The organism is Sphingopyxis sp. Root154 (assembly GCF_001427105.1).
GTDB lineage: Bacteria > Pseudomonadota > Alphaproteobacteria > Sphingomonadales > Sphingomonadaceae > Sphingopyxis.
In genome coordinates this window covers 321992-335499 of sequence record NZ_LMGI01000002.1, presented here as the reverse complement: position 1 = coordinate 335499, position 13508 = coordinate 321992, and the positions used below count along the sequence as shown (strand labels likewise).

General features: G+C 66.0%; 16 protein-coding genes. 5 read left to right on the top strand and 11 right to left on the bottom strand.

Features of this window, described 5'->3' with window-relative positions:
- Positions 1-8: 8 nt before the first annotated feature.
- The 5 genes from ASD73_RS07305 to miaA form a co-directional block, all read right to left on the bottom strand.
- The gene (locus ASD73_RS07305; RefSeq protein ID WP_056371070.1) at positions 9-626 is read right to left on the bottom strand and encodes a DUF6151 family protein; all 618 of its coding nucleotides are present in this window, start codon (positions 624-626) and stop codon (positions 9-11) included.
- A gap of 40 nt (positions 627-666) precedes the next feature.
- Complete coding sequence (ilvC, locus tag ASD73_RS07300) at positions 667-1707, bottom strand: ketol-acid reductoisomerase (protein WP_056371067.1); 1041 nt, start codon at positions 1705-1707, stop codon at positions 667-669.
- 104 nt (positions 1708-1811) lie between these two features.
- Positions 1812-2330: an acetolactate synthase small subunit gene (gene ilvN, locus ASD73_RS07295; protein WP_037518885.1), complete on the bottom strand. Its 519-nt coding sequence runs from the start codon at positions 2328-2330 to the stop codon at positions 1812-1814.
- 5 nt (positions 2331-2335) lie between these two features.
- Entirely contained in the window at positions 2336-4090 is a 1755-nt protein-coding gene (gene ilvB, locus ASD73_RS07290; RefSeq protein ID WP_056371064.1) for a biosynthetic-type acetolactate synthase large subunit, read from the bottom strand.
- 74 nt (positions 4091-4164) lie between these two features.
- Entirely contained in the window at positions 4165-5139 is a 975-nt protein-coding gene (miaA, locus tag ASD73_RS07285; RefSeq protein WP_056371062.1) for a tRNA (adenosine(37)-N6)-dimethylallyltransferase MiaA, read from the bottom strand.
- Here miaA and serB point away from each other — a divergent pair.
- From serB to ASD73_RS07270, 3 genes are read left to right on the top strand one after another with little or no spacing between them, the layout of a single operon-like run.
- Positions 5138-6022, top strand: a complete 885-nt coding sequence (serB, locus tag ASD73_RS07280; protein ID WP_056371061.1) for a phosphoserine phosphatase SerB — start codon at positions 5138-5140, stop codon at positions 6020-6022. The two genes, miaA and serB, sit on opposite strands and share 2 nt — an antisense overlap.
- Before the next feature lie 4 nt (positions 6023-6026).
- Entirely contained in the window at positions 6027-6698 is a 672-nt protein-coding gene (locus ASD73_RS07275) for a DMP19 family protein (RefSeq protein WP_056371059.1), read from the top strand.
- On the top strand, positions 6698-7048 hold the full coding sequence (locus tag ASD73_RS07270; RefSeq protein WP_056371056.1) for a DUF2200 domain-containing protein: 351 nt from the start codon (positions 6698-6700) through the stop codon (positions 7046-7048). The genes ASD73_RS07275 and ASD73_RS07270 overlap by 1 nt, the downstream gene beginning before the upstream one ends.
- A 158-nt stretch (positions 7049-7206) precedes the next feature.
- Here ASD73_RS07270 and ASD73_RS07265 read toward each other — a convergent pair whose 3' ends face one another.
- Together ASD73_RS07265 and ASD73_RS07260 are read right to left on the bottom strand one after the other, a co-directional pair.
- Positions 7207-7413, bottom strand: a complete 207-nt coding sequence (locus ASD73_RS07265) for a hypothetical protein (protein ID WP_056371054.1) — start codon at positions 7411-7413, stop codon at positions 7207-7209.
- A gap of 54 nt (positions 7414-7467) precedes the next feature.
- The gene (locus ASD73_RS07260; protein WP_056371053.1) at positions 7468-8343 is read right to left on the bottom strand and encodes a LysR family transcriptional regulator; all 876 of its coding nucleotides are present in this window, start codon (positions 8341-8343) and stop codon (positions 7468-7470) included.
- Between the two features lie 193 nt (positions 8344-8536).
- Here ASD73_RS07260 and bla point away from each other — a divergent pair, with 193 nt between their 5' ends.
- Positions 8537-9451, top strand: a complete 915-nt coding sequence (gene bla, locus ASD73_RS07255) for a subclass B3 metallo-beta-lactamase (RefSeq protein WP_056371051.1) — start codon at positions 8537-8539, stop codon at positions 9449-9451.
- Between the two features lie 21 nt (positions 9452-9472).
- Here bla and ASD73_RS07250 read toward each other — a convergent pair whose 3' ends face one another.
- The 3 genes from ASD73_RS07250 to ASD73_RS07240 all read right to left on the bottom strand — a co-directional run bounded on the left by ASD73_RS07250 (position 9473) and on the right by ASD73_RS07240 (position 11361).
- Entirely contained in the window at positions 9473-10306 is an 834-nt protein-coding gene (locus tag ASD73_RS07250; RefSeq protein ID WP_056371049.1) for a phosphate/phosphite/phosphonate ABC transporter substrate-binding protein, read from the bottom strand.
- A gap of 87 nt (positions 10307-10393) precedes the next feature.
- A complete protein-coding gene (locus ASD73_RS07245; RefSeq protein ID WP_056371047.1) occupies positions 10394-10720 on the bottom strand; it encodes a DMT family transporter in 327 nt (108 codons plus the stop codon).
- On the bottom strand, positions 10717-11361 hold the full coding sequence (locus ASD73_RS07240) for an FMN-dependent NADH-azoreductase (protein WP_056373329.1): 645 nt from the start codon (positions 11359-11361) through the stop codon (positions 10717-10719). Before ASD73_RS07240 ends, ASD73_RS07245 begins: the two co-directional genes overlap by 4 nt.
- 93 nt (positions 11362-11454) lie before the next feature.
- On the opposite strand from ASD73_RS07240, the gene ASD73_RS07235 reads away from it, so the two are divergent.
- Complete coding sequence (locus ASD73_RS07235; RefSeq protein ID WP_082521582.1) at positions 11455-11973, top strand: MarR family winged helix-turn-helix transcriptional regulator; 519 nt, start codon at positions 11455-11457, stop codon at positions 11971-11973.
- Between the two features lie 18 nt (positions 11974-11991).
- On the opposite strand, the gene ASD73_RS07230 is transcribed toward ASD73_RS07235, so the two are convergent.
- The gene (locus ASD73_RS07230; RefSeq protein ID WP_056371045.1) at positions 11992-13257 is read right to left on the bottom strand and encodes an SPOR domain-containing protein; all 1266 of its coding nucleotides are present in this window, start codon (positions 13255-13257) and stop codon (positions 11992-11994) included.
- Positions 13258-13508 lie beyond the last annotated feature (251 nt).

The window sequence follows — 13508 nt, the reverse complement described above, 5'->3', positions numbered from 1 at the left end:
TTTTCAGCTTAGGGCGTTGGGTTGGCCCGGTTGCGATTGAGCGCCTGCCGTTCTTCGCCGGTCAGCCGGTGCGGAGTCGCGATCGGTTCGAGGGTCTTTGCGTCGAAGAGCGCGGCTTTCCGTCGGTCGCCCGAAACGATGTCCTTGATCGCGCGCGCGAAAAAGCGCCGCATCAAGGTGACCATGCTCATTTTGGGTAGCTGGCTGGCGTCGCCGATCGCGTCCTGCGTGAAGAGATGGCCGCGCAGCGGGCCGAAGGCCTGGTCGCGCCTCCCCGGATCGCAGGCGGCGGTCAGGATCGTGATGAAGGGGAGCTTGCCGTTCGCATAGGTGTTGAACAGCGGCGTGCGGCAGCAGGCGGCGTACCAGCGCAGCGTTGGCGCGTCGGTCAGGTGGAGGCAGGCGAGCCGCTCGCGGCCGGCGTCGAGCCGCATATGCGCGCAGCGCGTCTGGTAGAGTGCAGTGCCGCCGTGCGCGTCGAGCAGGCGTTCGGCGTGGCCGAGATGGTGGGTGAGGTCCTGGCAATCGGTGCAGTGGCAGACGACATGGTCGCCCTCGCCGGAAGTGACGCGCAGCGTTCCGGTGACGGTCCCGCAGTCGCAGGCGAAGGAGAGATCGGATGGCATGATCCGGCCCTAGCTCCTCGCCCGCGATTGCGAAAGGCCGTCAGTTCTTCGACTTGTCGACGAGCTGGTTCTTCGCGATCCACGGCATCATCGCGCGGAGTTCGGCGCCGGTCTTTTCGAGCTGATGCGCAGCGGCGGCTTTGCGGCTCGCCTTCAGTTCGGGCTGGCCGGCCTGATTGTCGAGCACGAAGTCCTTCACGAAGCGGCCCGACTGGATGTCGGCGAGGACGCGCTTCATTTCGGCTTTGGTTTCGTCGGTGATGATGCGCGGGCCGGTCTTGATGTCGCCATATTCGGCGGTGTTCGAGATCGAATATCGCATGTTCGCGATGCCGCCTTCATAGAGGAGGTCGACGATCAGCTTGGTTTCGTGGAGGCACTCGAAATAAGCCATTTCGGGGGCATAGCCCGCCTCGACGAGCGTTTCGAAACCCGCCTGGATCAGGTGGGTGATGCCGCCGCAGAGCACGGCCTGTTCGCCAAAGAGGTCGGTTTCACACTCTTCCTTGAACGTCGTCTCGATGATGCCGCTGCGGCCGCCGCCGACGGCCGAGGCGTAGGAGAGGGCGAGCGCCTTCGCGAAGCCGTTGCCCGACGAACCTGCACCCTGCGCTTCCTGCGCGACCGCGATCAGGCAGGGGACGCCGCCGCCCTTCTGATATTCGCTGCGCACCGTGTGACCGGGGCCCTTCGGCGCGACCATGAAGACGTCGATGTCGGGGCGCGCGTCGATCAGGCCGAAGTGGATGTTGAGGCCGTGCGCGAAGGCGAGCGCGGCGCCGGGCTTCATGTTCGGGCCGATATCGTCGGCGTAGATCTTTGCCTGATGTTCGTCGGGGGCGGCGATCATGATGACGTCGGCCCATTCGGCGGCTTCCTTGTTCGAAAGCACCTTGAAGCCCGCGGCTTCGGCCTTTTTGGCGGTTGCCGAACCGGGGCGGAGCGCGATCGCGACGTCCTTGACGCCGCTGTCGCGCATGTTCTGCGCGTGCGCGTGCCCCTGGCTGCCATAGCCGACGACGGCGACCTTCTTGCCCTTGATCAGATCTTGGTCGGCGTCGCGATCGTAATAAACCTGCATGTTCTTCTTCCCTATTTGTCTTTCGTCATGCCGGGCTCGATCCGGCATCCATGGACCCCGGATCAAGTCCGGGGTGACGATGGTTGAAACCTGTATGCGTTAACTCAGAGCGCCTCCGACCCGCGGGCGATGGCGACGACGCCGGTGCGGCCGACCTCGACCAGCCCGCATTCGCGCATCAGCGCGATGAAGCGGTCGACCTTGTCGCTCGTCCCGGTGATTTCGAAGATGAAGCTGGTCAGCGTCGTGTCGACGACCTTGGCGCGGAAGACGTCGGCCATGCGCAGCGCCTCGATGCGCTTGTCGCCAGTGCCCGCGACCTTCACGAGCGCGATTTCGCGTTCGACATGCGCCTCGCCCGCGTCGTTGAGGTCGATGACCTTGTGGACGGGGACGAGCCGGTCGAGCTGCGCGATGATCTGGTCGATGATCGGCGGCGGGCCCGAGGTGACGATCGTGATGCGCGACAAGGCGTGGTCGGCGGTAATATCGGCCACCGTCAGGCTTTCGATATTATAGCCGCGCGCGGTGAACAGCCCGGTGATCTTGGCGAGCACCCCGGCTTCGTTATCGACGGTGATGGCGAGCACGTGGCGCTCGCCGGCTTCGGTTTTGATTTTCATGTGATTTACACCAGTGCCTTGGCTTCGTCGTCCATCGTGCCGGTGACGTCGCTCGGCTGGAGGAGCATTTCGGTGTGCGCGGCGCCCGAAGGGATCATCGGGAAGCAGTTGGCGAGCTGCGCGACGCGGCAGTCGACGATCACCGGGCCCGGGGTCTCGATCATCTTTTTGATGCCGTCCTCGAGCTGGCCGAGATTATCGATGCGCAGGCCCGTCCACCCGTAAGCGTCGGCGAGCTTCACGAAATCGGGCAGGCTGTCCGAATAGCTGTTCGAATAGCGGCTTTCATAGGTGAGTTCCTGCCACTGGCGGACCATCCCCATCCATTCATTGTTGAGGATGAAGATCTTCACCGGCAGGCGGTACTGGCTGACCGTGCCCATTTCCTGGATGTTCATCTGAAGCGAGGCTTCGCCCGCGATGCAGATGACGAGGCGGTCGGGGTGCGCGATCTGCGCGCCGACCGAGGCAGGGAAGCCATAGCCCATCGTGCCGAGCCCGCCGCTGGTGAGCCAGCGGTTGGGGGCGGCGAAGCCGAAATGCTGCGCCGCCCACATCTGGTGCTGGCCGACCTCGGTCGTGATGATCGGGTCGAGCCCGCGCGTCGCGTCGAACAAGGCCTTCACCGCGCGCTGCGGCATGATTTCGGCGCTGGCGTCCTTCTTTTCGGGGAAGTCGAGGCAGCGCGTTGCGCGCCAGCCGTCGACGCGGCGCCACCATTCGCCCAGGTCGCGGCCGTTGTGGCCCGCCGCCTGCCAGCCCGCGATGATCGCATCGAGCGCGCGGCCGGCATCGCCGACGATCGCGAGGTCGACGGGGACGATCTTGTTGATCGAGCTGCGGTCGATGTCGATGTGGATCTTCTTCGAATCGGGCGAGAAGGCGTCGAGGCGCCCGGTCACGCGGTCGTCGAAGCGCGCGCCGACCGCGATGATCAGGTCGGCGCGGTTCATCGCCATATTGGCCTCGTAAGTGCCGTGCATGCCGAGCATGCCGAGCCACTTCTCGTCGTCCGACGGGAAGGCGCCGAGGCCCATCAAGGTCGAGGTGACGGGGGCGCCGGTGAGCGCGACGAGCTGGCGCAAGGCCGCGCTGGCATCGGGACCCGCGTTGATCACGCCGCCGCCGGTGTAGAAGATCGGGCGCTCGGACGCGGCGATCATCGCGACCGCTTGCGCAATCGCGTCGGCGTCGGGTTCGACCTGCGGACGGTAGCTTTTGTGCGCGATCTTTTCGGGGATCACATATTGGCCGGTCGCGACCTGCACATTCTTCGGGATGTCGATCACCACGGGGCCGGGGCGGCCGTGCGTCGCGATATGGAATGCCTCGTGCATGATCGGGCCGAGGCGATCGGGGTCCATCACCAGATAATTATGCTTGGTGCAGTGGCGCGTGATTCCGACGGTGTCGCATTCCTGGAACGCGTCGGTACCGATCAGCGCGGTCGACACCTGCCCGGTCAGCACGACCATCGGGATCGAATCGAGCAAGGCGTCGGTGATGCCGGTGACGGCGTTGGTCGCGCCGGGGCCCGAGGTGACGAGCACGACGCCAGGCTTGCCGGTCGAGCGCGCGTAGCCCTCCGCCGCGTGCGTCGCCGCCTGTTCGTGGCGGACGAGGATGTGCTGGATCGTCGGGTGTTTGTAGAGCGCGTCATAGATGGGAAGGACCGCGCCGCCCGGATAGCCGAACACTGTATCGACCCCAAGGTCGACCAGCGCCTGAACCACCATGTCGGCACCACTCATTTCCGTCACGACAAAACTCCTTCCAACACAAAAAGGCAGCGCCTTGTGCGCTGCAACAGGGTGCGGGCAATAGGTGTATGATTCTATCCTGTCAACAGCTTATCACGTAATATTATTGCTAATTCCTTTATAGAATCGATGTTTAATGACTCGGTGTGACGTGGCCAGTCGGCGGGCGGCTGGTTGCGGAACCACGTATATTGGCGCTTTGCATATTGGCGGGTCGCGGCTTGTGTGAGTTCGAGCGCTTCGGCGCGGGTGATGTCGCCGCGAAGGTGGCCTGCAATCTGGGGGATGCCGATCGCGCGCATCGCGGGGAGGTCGGGGTCGAGACCGCGTGCGAGCAGGGCTTCGGCTTCCTCAACTGCACCATGGTCGAACATCTGGACGAGGCGCGCGTCGCAGCGGTCGCGAAGCCAGTCCCGCGGGGGCAGGAGGACCAGCGGGGCGAGGGCGATCCGGTCGGCGATGCCGCCCTCGATCGCCCGCTGCCAGTCGGTGAGGGTGCGGCCGGTCGAGCGCACGACTTCGAGCGCGCGCGCGACGCGGGTGGTGTCGGCGAGGTTGAGGCGTGCGGCGGCGTCTGGATCGGCGGCGGCGAGCGCGGCGTGCGCGTCTGCAACCGGGAGCGCGCGGACCGCCTCGCGAATACCCGGGTCGATCTCGGGCACCGGCGCGATGCCGTGGAGCAGCGTGCGCATATGAAGGCCGGTGCCGCCGACGAGGATCGGAACCTGTCCCGCGGCGTGCGCGTCGGCGATAACGCCGCGCGCCTCGTCCGCCCAGCGCACGGCGTTATGCGCTTCGGCCGCGTCGATGTGGCCGAAGAGGCGGTGGGGCACGCCTTCCATCTCCTCGTCGGTCGGGCGCGCCGACAGGATGCGGAGGTCGGCATAGACCTGGCTCGCGTCGGCGTTGATGACGACCGCGCCACGGCCTGTCCCGCAAAGAGATTTTGCGAGCATCACCGCCAAAGCGCTCTTGCCGCTGGCGGTGGGTCCGGCGATAAGTGCCACGGGCAGCCGCGTCCTGGCGGTCGAGAAAGAAGGAGATGCCATGTTCGTCGCGACGCTGATAGCAGCAGGAAAGCTGACCGACGAGGTGGTTCGCGAGGGGATCGACCGGCTGGCGGCGACGGGGCATGATGTCGGCGCCCCGCACTGGATCGACGAGCATGACGCGGCCGACATCGTTTTTCACGGCAGCCTGGTGAGCGCGCGCAAGGAACTGGCGCTGATGGACCATGGTTCGCTCGACATCGTCGTGCAGCCGCTGGGCGACCGGACCAAGAAGCTGATCATCGCCGACATGGATTCGACGATGATCACCGTCGAATGCATCGACGAACTCGCCGATTATGCGGGGCTGAAGCCGCAGATCGCGGCGATCACCGAGCGCGCGATGCGCGGCGAACTCGATTTTCGCGCCGCGCTGGAGGAGCGCGTCGGATTGCTCGCGGGGATGCCCGAGACGACGCTGGTCGATTGCCGGATGGAACGCGTGCGGCTGACGCGCGGCGCGCGCACCTTGGTGCAGACGATGAAGGCGCATGGCGCGCACTCGATCCTGATCTCGGGTGGCTTCACCGCCTTTGCCGGGCCGGTGGGCGAGGCGATCGGGTTCGACAAGGTCGTCGCGAACGAGCTCGAGATCGCGGGCGGCAAGCTGACCGGCAAGGTGCGCGAGCCGATCGTCGACAGCAAAACGAAATTGGAGACGCTGAAGGCCGAGGCGGCGAAGCACGGCCTGCCGCTCGCCGAGACGCTGGCAGTGGGTGACGGCGCGAATGATATTCCGATGATCACCGCGGCGGGACTGGGGATCGGCTATTACCCGCACCCCGCGGCGGGCGAGGCGGCGGCGGCGGTGATCCGGCATCATGATTTGACGGCGCTGCTCTGGGCGCAGGGTTATCCGCGGCGGAGCTGGGTGCTGGGGTAGGGGCGTGGCCGAGGGGCGGATCGAGACGTTTATCGTATCGCCCGCCGAGGCGGGTAATCCTGAATCGCAAGAGCTATGCCTGTGGGTCGGCTCTTATATCGATCAGGCGCTCGACGAGAGCCGGGGCGGCTATCAAGGCAGTGAATTGCCGCTGCTGGCCCAGCATTTCCATGACCTTTGGACCTACTATGGCGAATGGTGCAACGGCGGGCACGCCTACTATAACGGGAATATTGCCGATCCCGAAGCATGGGCTCGGGCTTCCGTCTTGCTGGGCCGCATGGGGCTTGCTGCTCATCGGCAATTGCTGGACGACTTCATCGCCTTTTCGGCCGCGAACGATAACAGGATCACTGAACTCTTCCGTAATGGACAGGGACTTGAGGCCACCCGCAGCTTCTATCCGTTCGACCACCGGTTTCGCGATCTGGAAAAGGAGTTCGGTCCGCTCCACCTGCGTCTTCACGATTGGTTGTTGCAGCAGCCTTGGCTGACGATCGAGCCTGCCTTGCCGCGGCTCCATTCGGGGCTGCTTGCTGAATATGTCCCTCCGCATCCGAAGCAGGCCGAGCGTCGCGCTGCAAATATCCGTCGACGGAAAGCCGAAATGCGCGGGGGGATAACGGTATTTCTTCATCGTTTGCGTGACCGTTTGACCGGACGAGGAACCCGTTGATGACCAAACATCGCATCTATTCGATCAGCGTCGCGAGCGTGTATCCGCATTATATCGCCAAGGCCGAGAAGAAGGGGCGGATCAAGGCCGAGGTCGACGAGATTATTCGCTGGCTGACCGGCTATAGCCAGGCGGCGCTTGAGGGCGAGCTGGCGAAGGGCACGAATTTCGAGGATTTCTTTGGCGGGGCGCCGAAGCTGAACCCGGCGCGCGAACTGATCACCGGGCTGATCTGCGGCATCCGGGTCGAGAATATCGAGGATCCACTGATGAAGGAGATCCGGTATCTCGACAAGCTGATCGACGAGCTCGCCCGGGGCAAGAAGATGGAGAAGATCTTGCGGAGCTGATCACGAACGATGACGTGATCGCGGTTTCTCCTGTCAATATTAACAATGTCAACATTTCTGTCGTTCAAATGCGAACGATGTTTACGTCGTCAACACTGATGCGGAAACTGGCGTCGGCGCGGCGGTTGGAAGTGGCCGCGCCGTCCACAAGACTGGCGTCAGTCCTTCGCCTTGACCTTGACCCACACATGGACCGTCGCGGCGAATTTGCCGGGTTCGGGTTTGCCCACGTCGATCCGTTCGGCGGTGACGAGTTCGCCGGTCGCGAGGTTGAAGCTGGCCCATGGTTTCGGCATGCGGCCGAAGGTCATTTTCTGGACCGGCTGGCCGGTGGCGGTGTTCATGATTGTCGCGGTGATACCCATGGCGGCCGGGTAGCGGCGGGGTAGTGATTCTGTCCAGAGCGGAAAGCGGGATCGCTATGCAGTCGTGGCGATTTCGTCGATGAGCCAGCTGCGGAAGCCCAGCATAGCGTCGCTTTCGGGGCGCGACATCAGGCGGGTGAGCCAGTAGCGGCCGGCGTCGATGGTCGCGGCGAAGGGCTGGACGAGCAGTTCGGCGGCGAGTTCGCGGGTGAACATTGCCGGCGGGGCGAGTGCGACTCCCTGACCCGCCGCCGCCGCGGTCGCCATTAAAGCCGAGCTGTCGAAGACGGGGCCGCGCAGGACCGGAACCTGCACGCCCGCGGCGGCGAACCAGAGCGCCCATTCGTCGGCGCGGTACGAGCGCAGCAGCCGCTCGTGGATCAGGTCGGCGGGGGTCTTGAGGCGCGCGGCGATCGCGGGGGCGCAGACCGGCGCCATCGGCGCGGCGAGCAAGGGCTCGGCATGGGTGCCGTGCCAGGCGCCGTCGCCGAAGCGGATCGCATAGTCGAGCGCCTCGCCCGCGAGGTCGACGCGATTGTTGTTGGTCGAGATGCGCAGGTCGATCGCGGGGTGCAGGCGCGCGAAGGCGTCGAGGCGCGAAAGCAGCCAGCCGGTCGCGAAGGTGCCGACGACACCGACCTTGAGCGCCTCGCGAAAGCGGCCATCGGCATATTGGTCGAGCGTTGCGGCGACGCGGTCGAAGGCGTCGGCGAGCACCGGGACGAGCGCATGCCCCTCGTCGGTGAGCGCGATCCCGCGCGGCAGGCGGTGGAAGAGGCGGGTGCCGAGGCGGCGTTCGAGCTGCGCGACCTGATGGCTGACGGCGCCCTGGCTGACGCAAAGTTCGATCGCGGCGCGGGTGAAGTTGAGGTGGCGCGCCGCGGCCTCGAAGGCGCGGAGAGCGTTGAGGGGGAGTTGGGCGCGGTCCATGGGGCCTCTTTGCCTATCTCGCCTCGTCATCCCGGACTTGATCCGGGGCCCACTGACGCGACGTCGAGAAAATGGATCCCGGATCAAGTCCGGGATGACGAATTGTATGAGATATTCTCATGGCTTTGTCGAGAAATCATGCTTTGTGAGGGCCGCCCGAGCGCGGCATCCCGGCGATGAAAGGGAGACAGATATGATCGTGATGATGACAATCGCCGCCTGGCTTGCGGGCGTGAGCCATGTGCCGCTGCCGCTCGCCGAGGAGGCGAACGCACAGATGGCCACGGGCGGGGTAGCGCCGGAAGCCGAAGACCCGTTGACGCGGCCGATTGCGGCCTCGCGTGCGGCCGAATGGCTGGCGCCCGCGAAACCCGAGAAGATTTTCGGGACGAGCTATCTCGTCGGCTTCGGCGGGCTGAGCGTCGCACTGATCGATACGGGCGACGGGCTGGTGCTGGTCGACGGTGCGCTGCCGCAGGCGGCGCCCGCGATCCTCGCCAATGTCCGTGCGCTGGGTTTCGACCCCAAAGACATCAAATTTATTCTGAGCACTGAGCCGCATTTTGACCATGCCGGGGGCCTCGCGGCGCTGGCGCGCGACACCGGCGCGACCGTCGTGGCGAGCGCGCGCGGCGCCGAGGGGCTGCGGTCGGGCCGCCACGCGAAGGACGATCCGCAGCTAGCCTATGGTGGGAGCTGGCCAGCGGTGACGCGGCTGCGCGTGATCGGCGACGGCGAGGTGCTGAAGCTCGGCAAAACGGCGATCGCCGCGATCGCGACGCCGGGGCACACGATGGGGAGCATGAGCTGGCGCTGGCAGGCTTGTGAGGGCAATGCGTGCAAGACGATCGTCTTTGCGTCGAGCCTCAACCCGGTGTCGGCCGACGACTATCGCTTTACGTCAAAGGCGGGTGCGCCGATCGTCGCGGGGTTCGAGGCGAGCTATCGCAAGATGGATGCGACCGCGTGCGACATACTGATCTCGGCGCATCCCGACAATGCGGGGCAGGGGCGCTATAACGACAAGCCCGGTGCATGCCGCGCTTACGCCGAGCGATCGCGCAAGGCGCTGGCAGCGCGTCTCGCGAAGGAAAGGGCCGGAGACTGACCCTTCTTCGGCCGCGACGCTTCAGGGAAGCGGCGGCTCCGCCCGGAACGGATCATAGCGGGCCGGGTCATAGACGCCGAAACGCACGGCACCCTCGGTTTCGCTCCATCCTTTCGACAGGGCGATCGCTACCTCGCCGCCATCGGCAAGAAGGGCGCGGTGCACTGCGGCGCAGGGCACCGATGCCTGGTCGCGACAGACCAGCGGCCCCGGCGGGAGCGGATCAGATCGCCAGATCTGAAGAAGTGTAGCGGCGGCGGCGGGATCGTCGGCCTGCAACTGGCGCCAGGGGCCTTCGGCGAGCGCTGCGACGTCGGTGCGGTCGGCAAGCAGCTCTGCCAGCGCGGCTTCATGAGTGCCCGCATGGCGCCGCGTCGCAAAAGCCGGGACGCGACCGGTGCTTCGCAGCGCGGCCGCCTGAACCAGCGCGCCGGACGTCGAGCCCGGCAGCACTTCGGTGTAGCGCAAGTCGCCCGTGCGCGCACCGAGGGCGTCAAGCGATGCGAGGCCGCTGTCGCGGCGCACCAGCAGGACGCCCCGATAGCGATCGAGCACGGCCGGGGGCGTGGAAAGCACGGCGATCGGCCGGACATCCGGGCAGGAACGAGCCTCGACGAATGCGCCGAGATTGGTCATCGCAATATCGATCTCGCCGCGGCAGAGCGCCTTCGCCAGCGCTTCGGGCGTATCGAGCAAGCGGACCTCGGCCGGCCGCCCGGACGCGCGTTCGACGAGTGCGGCAAGCGGTGCCAGCGCAACCGACCGGTCGTAGCGCGGATAAAGATAGGTGCCGACGCGCAGCGCCGGTGGTGTTTCAACCGGCGATGCCCATGCCGCGAAAAGGGTCAGAATCATGACCGCGTGATGGACGGGGCGGTGGTCGAAGCAAAGGATTCTACGACCAACGACGTGCTGGAGCGACTAGCGATCGACGGCGGCGGATCATGAGCTGAGCTGAAGGCCGATCGTGCCGCCGACGATGATGATGATGCACGCGATGCGAGCGGCGGTGACGGCTTCGCCGAACAAGATCATCCCCAGCACTGCGGTGCCCGCAGCGCCGATGCCCGTCCACACGGCATAAGCGGTGCCGACGGGAAGCACCGCGAGAGCCTGGGTGAGCAGATAGACGAAGGCGGCGACGAGCAGGAGCGACAACGCCGACCATTCGAGATTGCGGAACCCGTCGGCCTTTTTCATCGACAAGGCCCAGGCGATGTCGATGAGCCCCGAGGCGACGAGGTAGATCCAGCCCATCGTCGGGGTCATGCGACCGACTCCAGAAAGGTGGCTGCGCGGTGGCGGAGGCGCTCGGTAGCGTCGGCGCGTGCGGCGGCGACGGCTTCGGGCGGTCCGGCGGTCGGCCCGACATGTTCGACCGCGACGCCCTCGATCCCCAGGAACGCGAGTGCGGTTTCGAGATAGGGGGTCGCAAGGTCAGGGCGACCATAACTGAGCCCCGCGCTGTAATCGCCCGCGCTCGCCATGATTACCAGGGCCGGGCGTGAGGCGACGACGGGCGCATAGCCGGTCGCGGGGTCGAAGGTGAAGGTCAGCCCCGGCTGGGTGATCAGGTCGATCCAGTGTTTGAGTTTATACGGGATACCGAAATTCCACATCGGGGTCACGATGACGATCGCGTCGGCGGCGGTGAAGCGCGCGGTGAGCGCGCCGATCACGTCCCACGCGGCGGCGAGGTCGGCGTCCATCGCCTTGCCCGCGAGCTTCGCATATTTGGCGGCAATCAGCGCGCCGTCGAAATCGGGGAGCTCGGCGTTCCACAGGTCGAGCCGGTCGATTTCGACATCGGGCCGTGTGGTAGCGAGCGAGACGAGGAACTGTGCCCCGGCGCGGATCGAGGCGGCGTCATCCTTGCGAGGCGAGGCCTCTATATAAAGCAATTTGGTCATCGAATCATCTCCATGCGACTGCATGTAGATATATGCAAACGCATGAAGACTGTCAAACTTGATGCAATCGCATGAATGTGGCAGGTTGAGCCGATGGCAAAAGCGACCGACCCGAAATCGAACGATGATGCACCGACGCGGCGCGCGAACGATGCTGCCGCCGCGACGCGGCGGCCGAGCGACGCCGTTACCGCGGCGTGGATCGCGCTGATGCGCGCGCAGCAGGTGGCGATGCGCCGCGCCGAGCGCGCGCTGCGCCGTGCGGAGCTGCCCGCCTATGGCTGGTATGATGCTTTGTGGGAGCTCGAGAAGGCGGGCGAGGACGGTTTGCGGATCGGCGAGATCGAGCAGCAGATGCTGGTCGCGCAATCAAATGTATCGCGGCTGGTCGACCGGCTCGAAGCCGCGTCGTGCATAGTCCGCCGGCCGTGCCCGACCGACGGGCGCGCGCAATTGATCGTCATCACGGATGCGGGGCGCGCGGTGCGTGCGCGGATGTGGCCGATTTACGCCGAGGTGATCCAATCGGTCGTCGGCGACCATGTCAATGACGCCGACGCGAGCTTGATTGCCGCGATCCTGGCGCCGGTCATCGCCGATCGCGGCGACTGAAGATCGGCGTACCTCTGCCTATCTGTCGATGACAAGGCAGGCCTGACCGTCCTTGCGCACGCTCGCGCAGAAGCTTTCGGCTTCGCCCTTGTTCGCGAAGCCGCCGGCCTGGAGGCGGGTGAGCTTGCCGCTCTTGACCAGATAGGGCGTGCGCCCGGCGAGGGCGGGGTTTTTCTTTTCGAGGGAGGCCCAGAGGCCCCGGGCGTTCGCCTCGACCCCGAAGGCGCCGAGCTGCGCGCGCCAGGGGCTGGCGGCGCCATTGTGGACGCGGACGGCGGCCGGCGCCGCTGCGGTAGCGACGGGTGCAGCCTTGACGGATGTGGGCTTGATCGGCGCGGGTTTGGGTTCGGCGGGCTTGGGCGCGGGCTTTGCCGGCTCGGGCTTCGGCGGCAGCTTGCCGCTTTCGGGCGGCGCGGCGTAGGTCGTGCCCGGTTGCCCGGTCGCGGCGACAGCCTCGGCGGTCGCTTCGGCGGCCGCGGCTGCGGCGGCGCTGGCGACGGGCGACGACGGCACGGCAACGCTGCGCACGGGTTCGGGCTTAGGCTGCGGTGCGGGCTTGGCAGGCGGCGTGTCGATCACCGGCGGCGGGGTATAGCGGGTGCCGGGGGTCGAGGCGGGCAGGTTCGCGACCTTCACCGGCGAGGCGGCCGGCACGGGCTTGGGTGCGGGCGGCGCGGCGGCGTTGACTGCGGCGAGGCGGGCCTGCTGTTCGCCGCGCTCGATTTCGGGGAGCATCGCGAGGCCGCGCTGTCGCTGGTCGAGCGGAATCAGATTGTCGAGCTGTGCAAGGCGCGCGGAGGCGATGCCGAGCCCGGCGTCGCTGGCGCGCTTGGTCAGCGCGTAGGCGCGCGGCCAGTCCTGTGCCGCGAGGTCGCCGTTGAAGTGCGCGGTGCCGAGGACATATTGCGCGCGCGGTTCGCCGCGCGCGGCCGAAGCGAGGATGAAGGGCATCGCCTCTTGCCGGCGGTTCGCGGTGAAGAGCACGAGGCCGAGATTGTCCTCCGCCTGCAAATGCCCCTGTTTCGCGGCGCGGCGATACCATGCCTCCGCTTGCACCAGATCGGCGGGAACGCCGCGGCCTAGCTTATAGGCTTGCCCCAGATTGAACTGCGCATCGGCGTCGCCCGTGAGGGCGAGCGGGCGCCATTCGGCGACTGCGGCCGCATAATTGCCCGCCTGCCACGCATCGACGCCGTCCTTGACGTCGGCATGGGCGGGCGCCGCCAGCATCGATGCCGCGAGCAGCGGCAGAGCCAGCGAAAGGACGGTGCGGAAAGAACGCATCTTATTCTCCAATGACTTGCGCCGCGTGAGGCCGGCTGCAGTCCCCGGGGTCTTTATAGCGTCAATTGGCTAACACGGCGTTAGCGACAAAGTGCGCTGCGCCGAACTTGATCCGTTCTGGCACAAGTTCGTCTTAGGGGTTCGTTTATCATATTCATGAGGAAGTCGTTCACCCTCTTTTTATCATCGTTAACCCAATTTTAGCGCCCCGCATGGCATCCCTTCGCCGAATTTTGGATTTCCGAGGGGGT

Excerpts from the sequence above, each read along its gene's own strand:
- ASD73_RS07305 (WP_056371070.1), bottom strand. The coding sequence starts at position 626 with ATGCCATCCGATCTCTCCTTCGCCTGCGACTGCGGGACCGTCACCGGA.
- ilvC (WP_056371067.1), bottom strand. The coding sequence starts at position 1,707 with ATGCAGGTTTATTACGATCGCGACGCCGACCAAGATCTGATCAAGGGC.
- ilvN (WP_037518885.1), bottom strand. The coding sequence starts at position 2,330 with ATGAAAATCAAAACCGAAGCCGGCGAGCGCCACGTGCTCGCCATCACC.
- serB (WP_056371061.1), top strand. The coding sequence starts at position 5,138 with ATGTTCGTCGCGACGCTGATAGCAGCAGGAAAGCTGACCGACGAGGTG.
- miaA (WP_056371062.1), bottom strand. The coding sequence starts at position 5,139 with ATGGCATCTCCTTCTTTCTCGACCGCCAGGACGCGGCTGCCCGTGGCA.
- ASD73_RS07270 (WP_056371056.1), top strand. The coding sequence starts at position 6,698 with ATGACCAAACATCGCATCTATTCGATCAGCGTCGCGAGCGTGTATCCG.
- ASD73_RS07265 (WP_056371054.1), bottom strand. The coding sequence starts at position 7,413 with ATGGGTATCACCGCGACAATCATGAACACCGCCACCGGCCAGCCGGTC.
- ASD73_RS07260 (WP_056371053.1), bottom strand. The coding sequence starts at position 8,343 with ATGGACCGCGCCCAACTCCCCCTCAACGCTCTCCGCGCCTTCGAGGCC.
- bla (WP_056371051.1), top strand. The coding sequence starts at position 8,537 with ATGATCGTGATGATGACAATCGCCGCCTGGCTTGCGGGCGTGAGCCAT.
- ASD73_RS07250 (WP_056371049.1), bottom strand. The coding sequence starts at position 10,306 with ATGATTCTGACCCTTTTCGCGGCATGGGCATCGCCGGTTGAAACACCA.
- ASD73_RS07245 (WP_056371047.1), bottom strand. The coding sequence starts at position 10,720 with ATGACCCCGACGATGGGCTGGATCTACCTCGTCGCCTCGGGGCTCATC.
- ASD73_RS07240 (WP_056373329.1), bottom strand. The coding sequence starts at position 11,361 with ATGACCAAATTGCTTTATATAGAGGCCTCGCCTCGCAAGGATGACGCC.
- ASD73_RS07235 (WP_082521582.1), top strand. The coding sequence starts at position 11,455 with ATGGCAAAAGCGACCGACCCGAAATCGAACGATGATGCACCGACGCGG.
- ASD73_RS07230 (WP_056371045.1), bottom strand. The coding sequence starts at position 13,257 with ATGCGTTCTTTCCGCACCGTCCTTTCGCTGGCTCTGCCGCTGCTCGCG.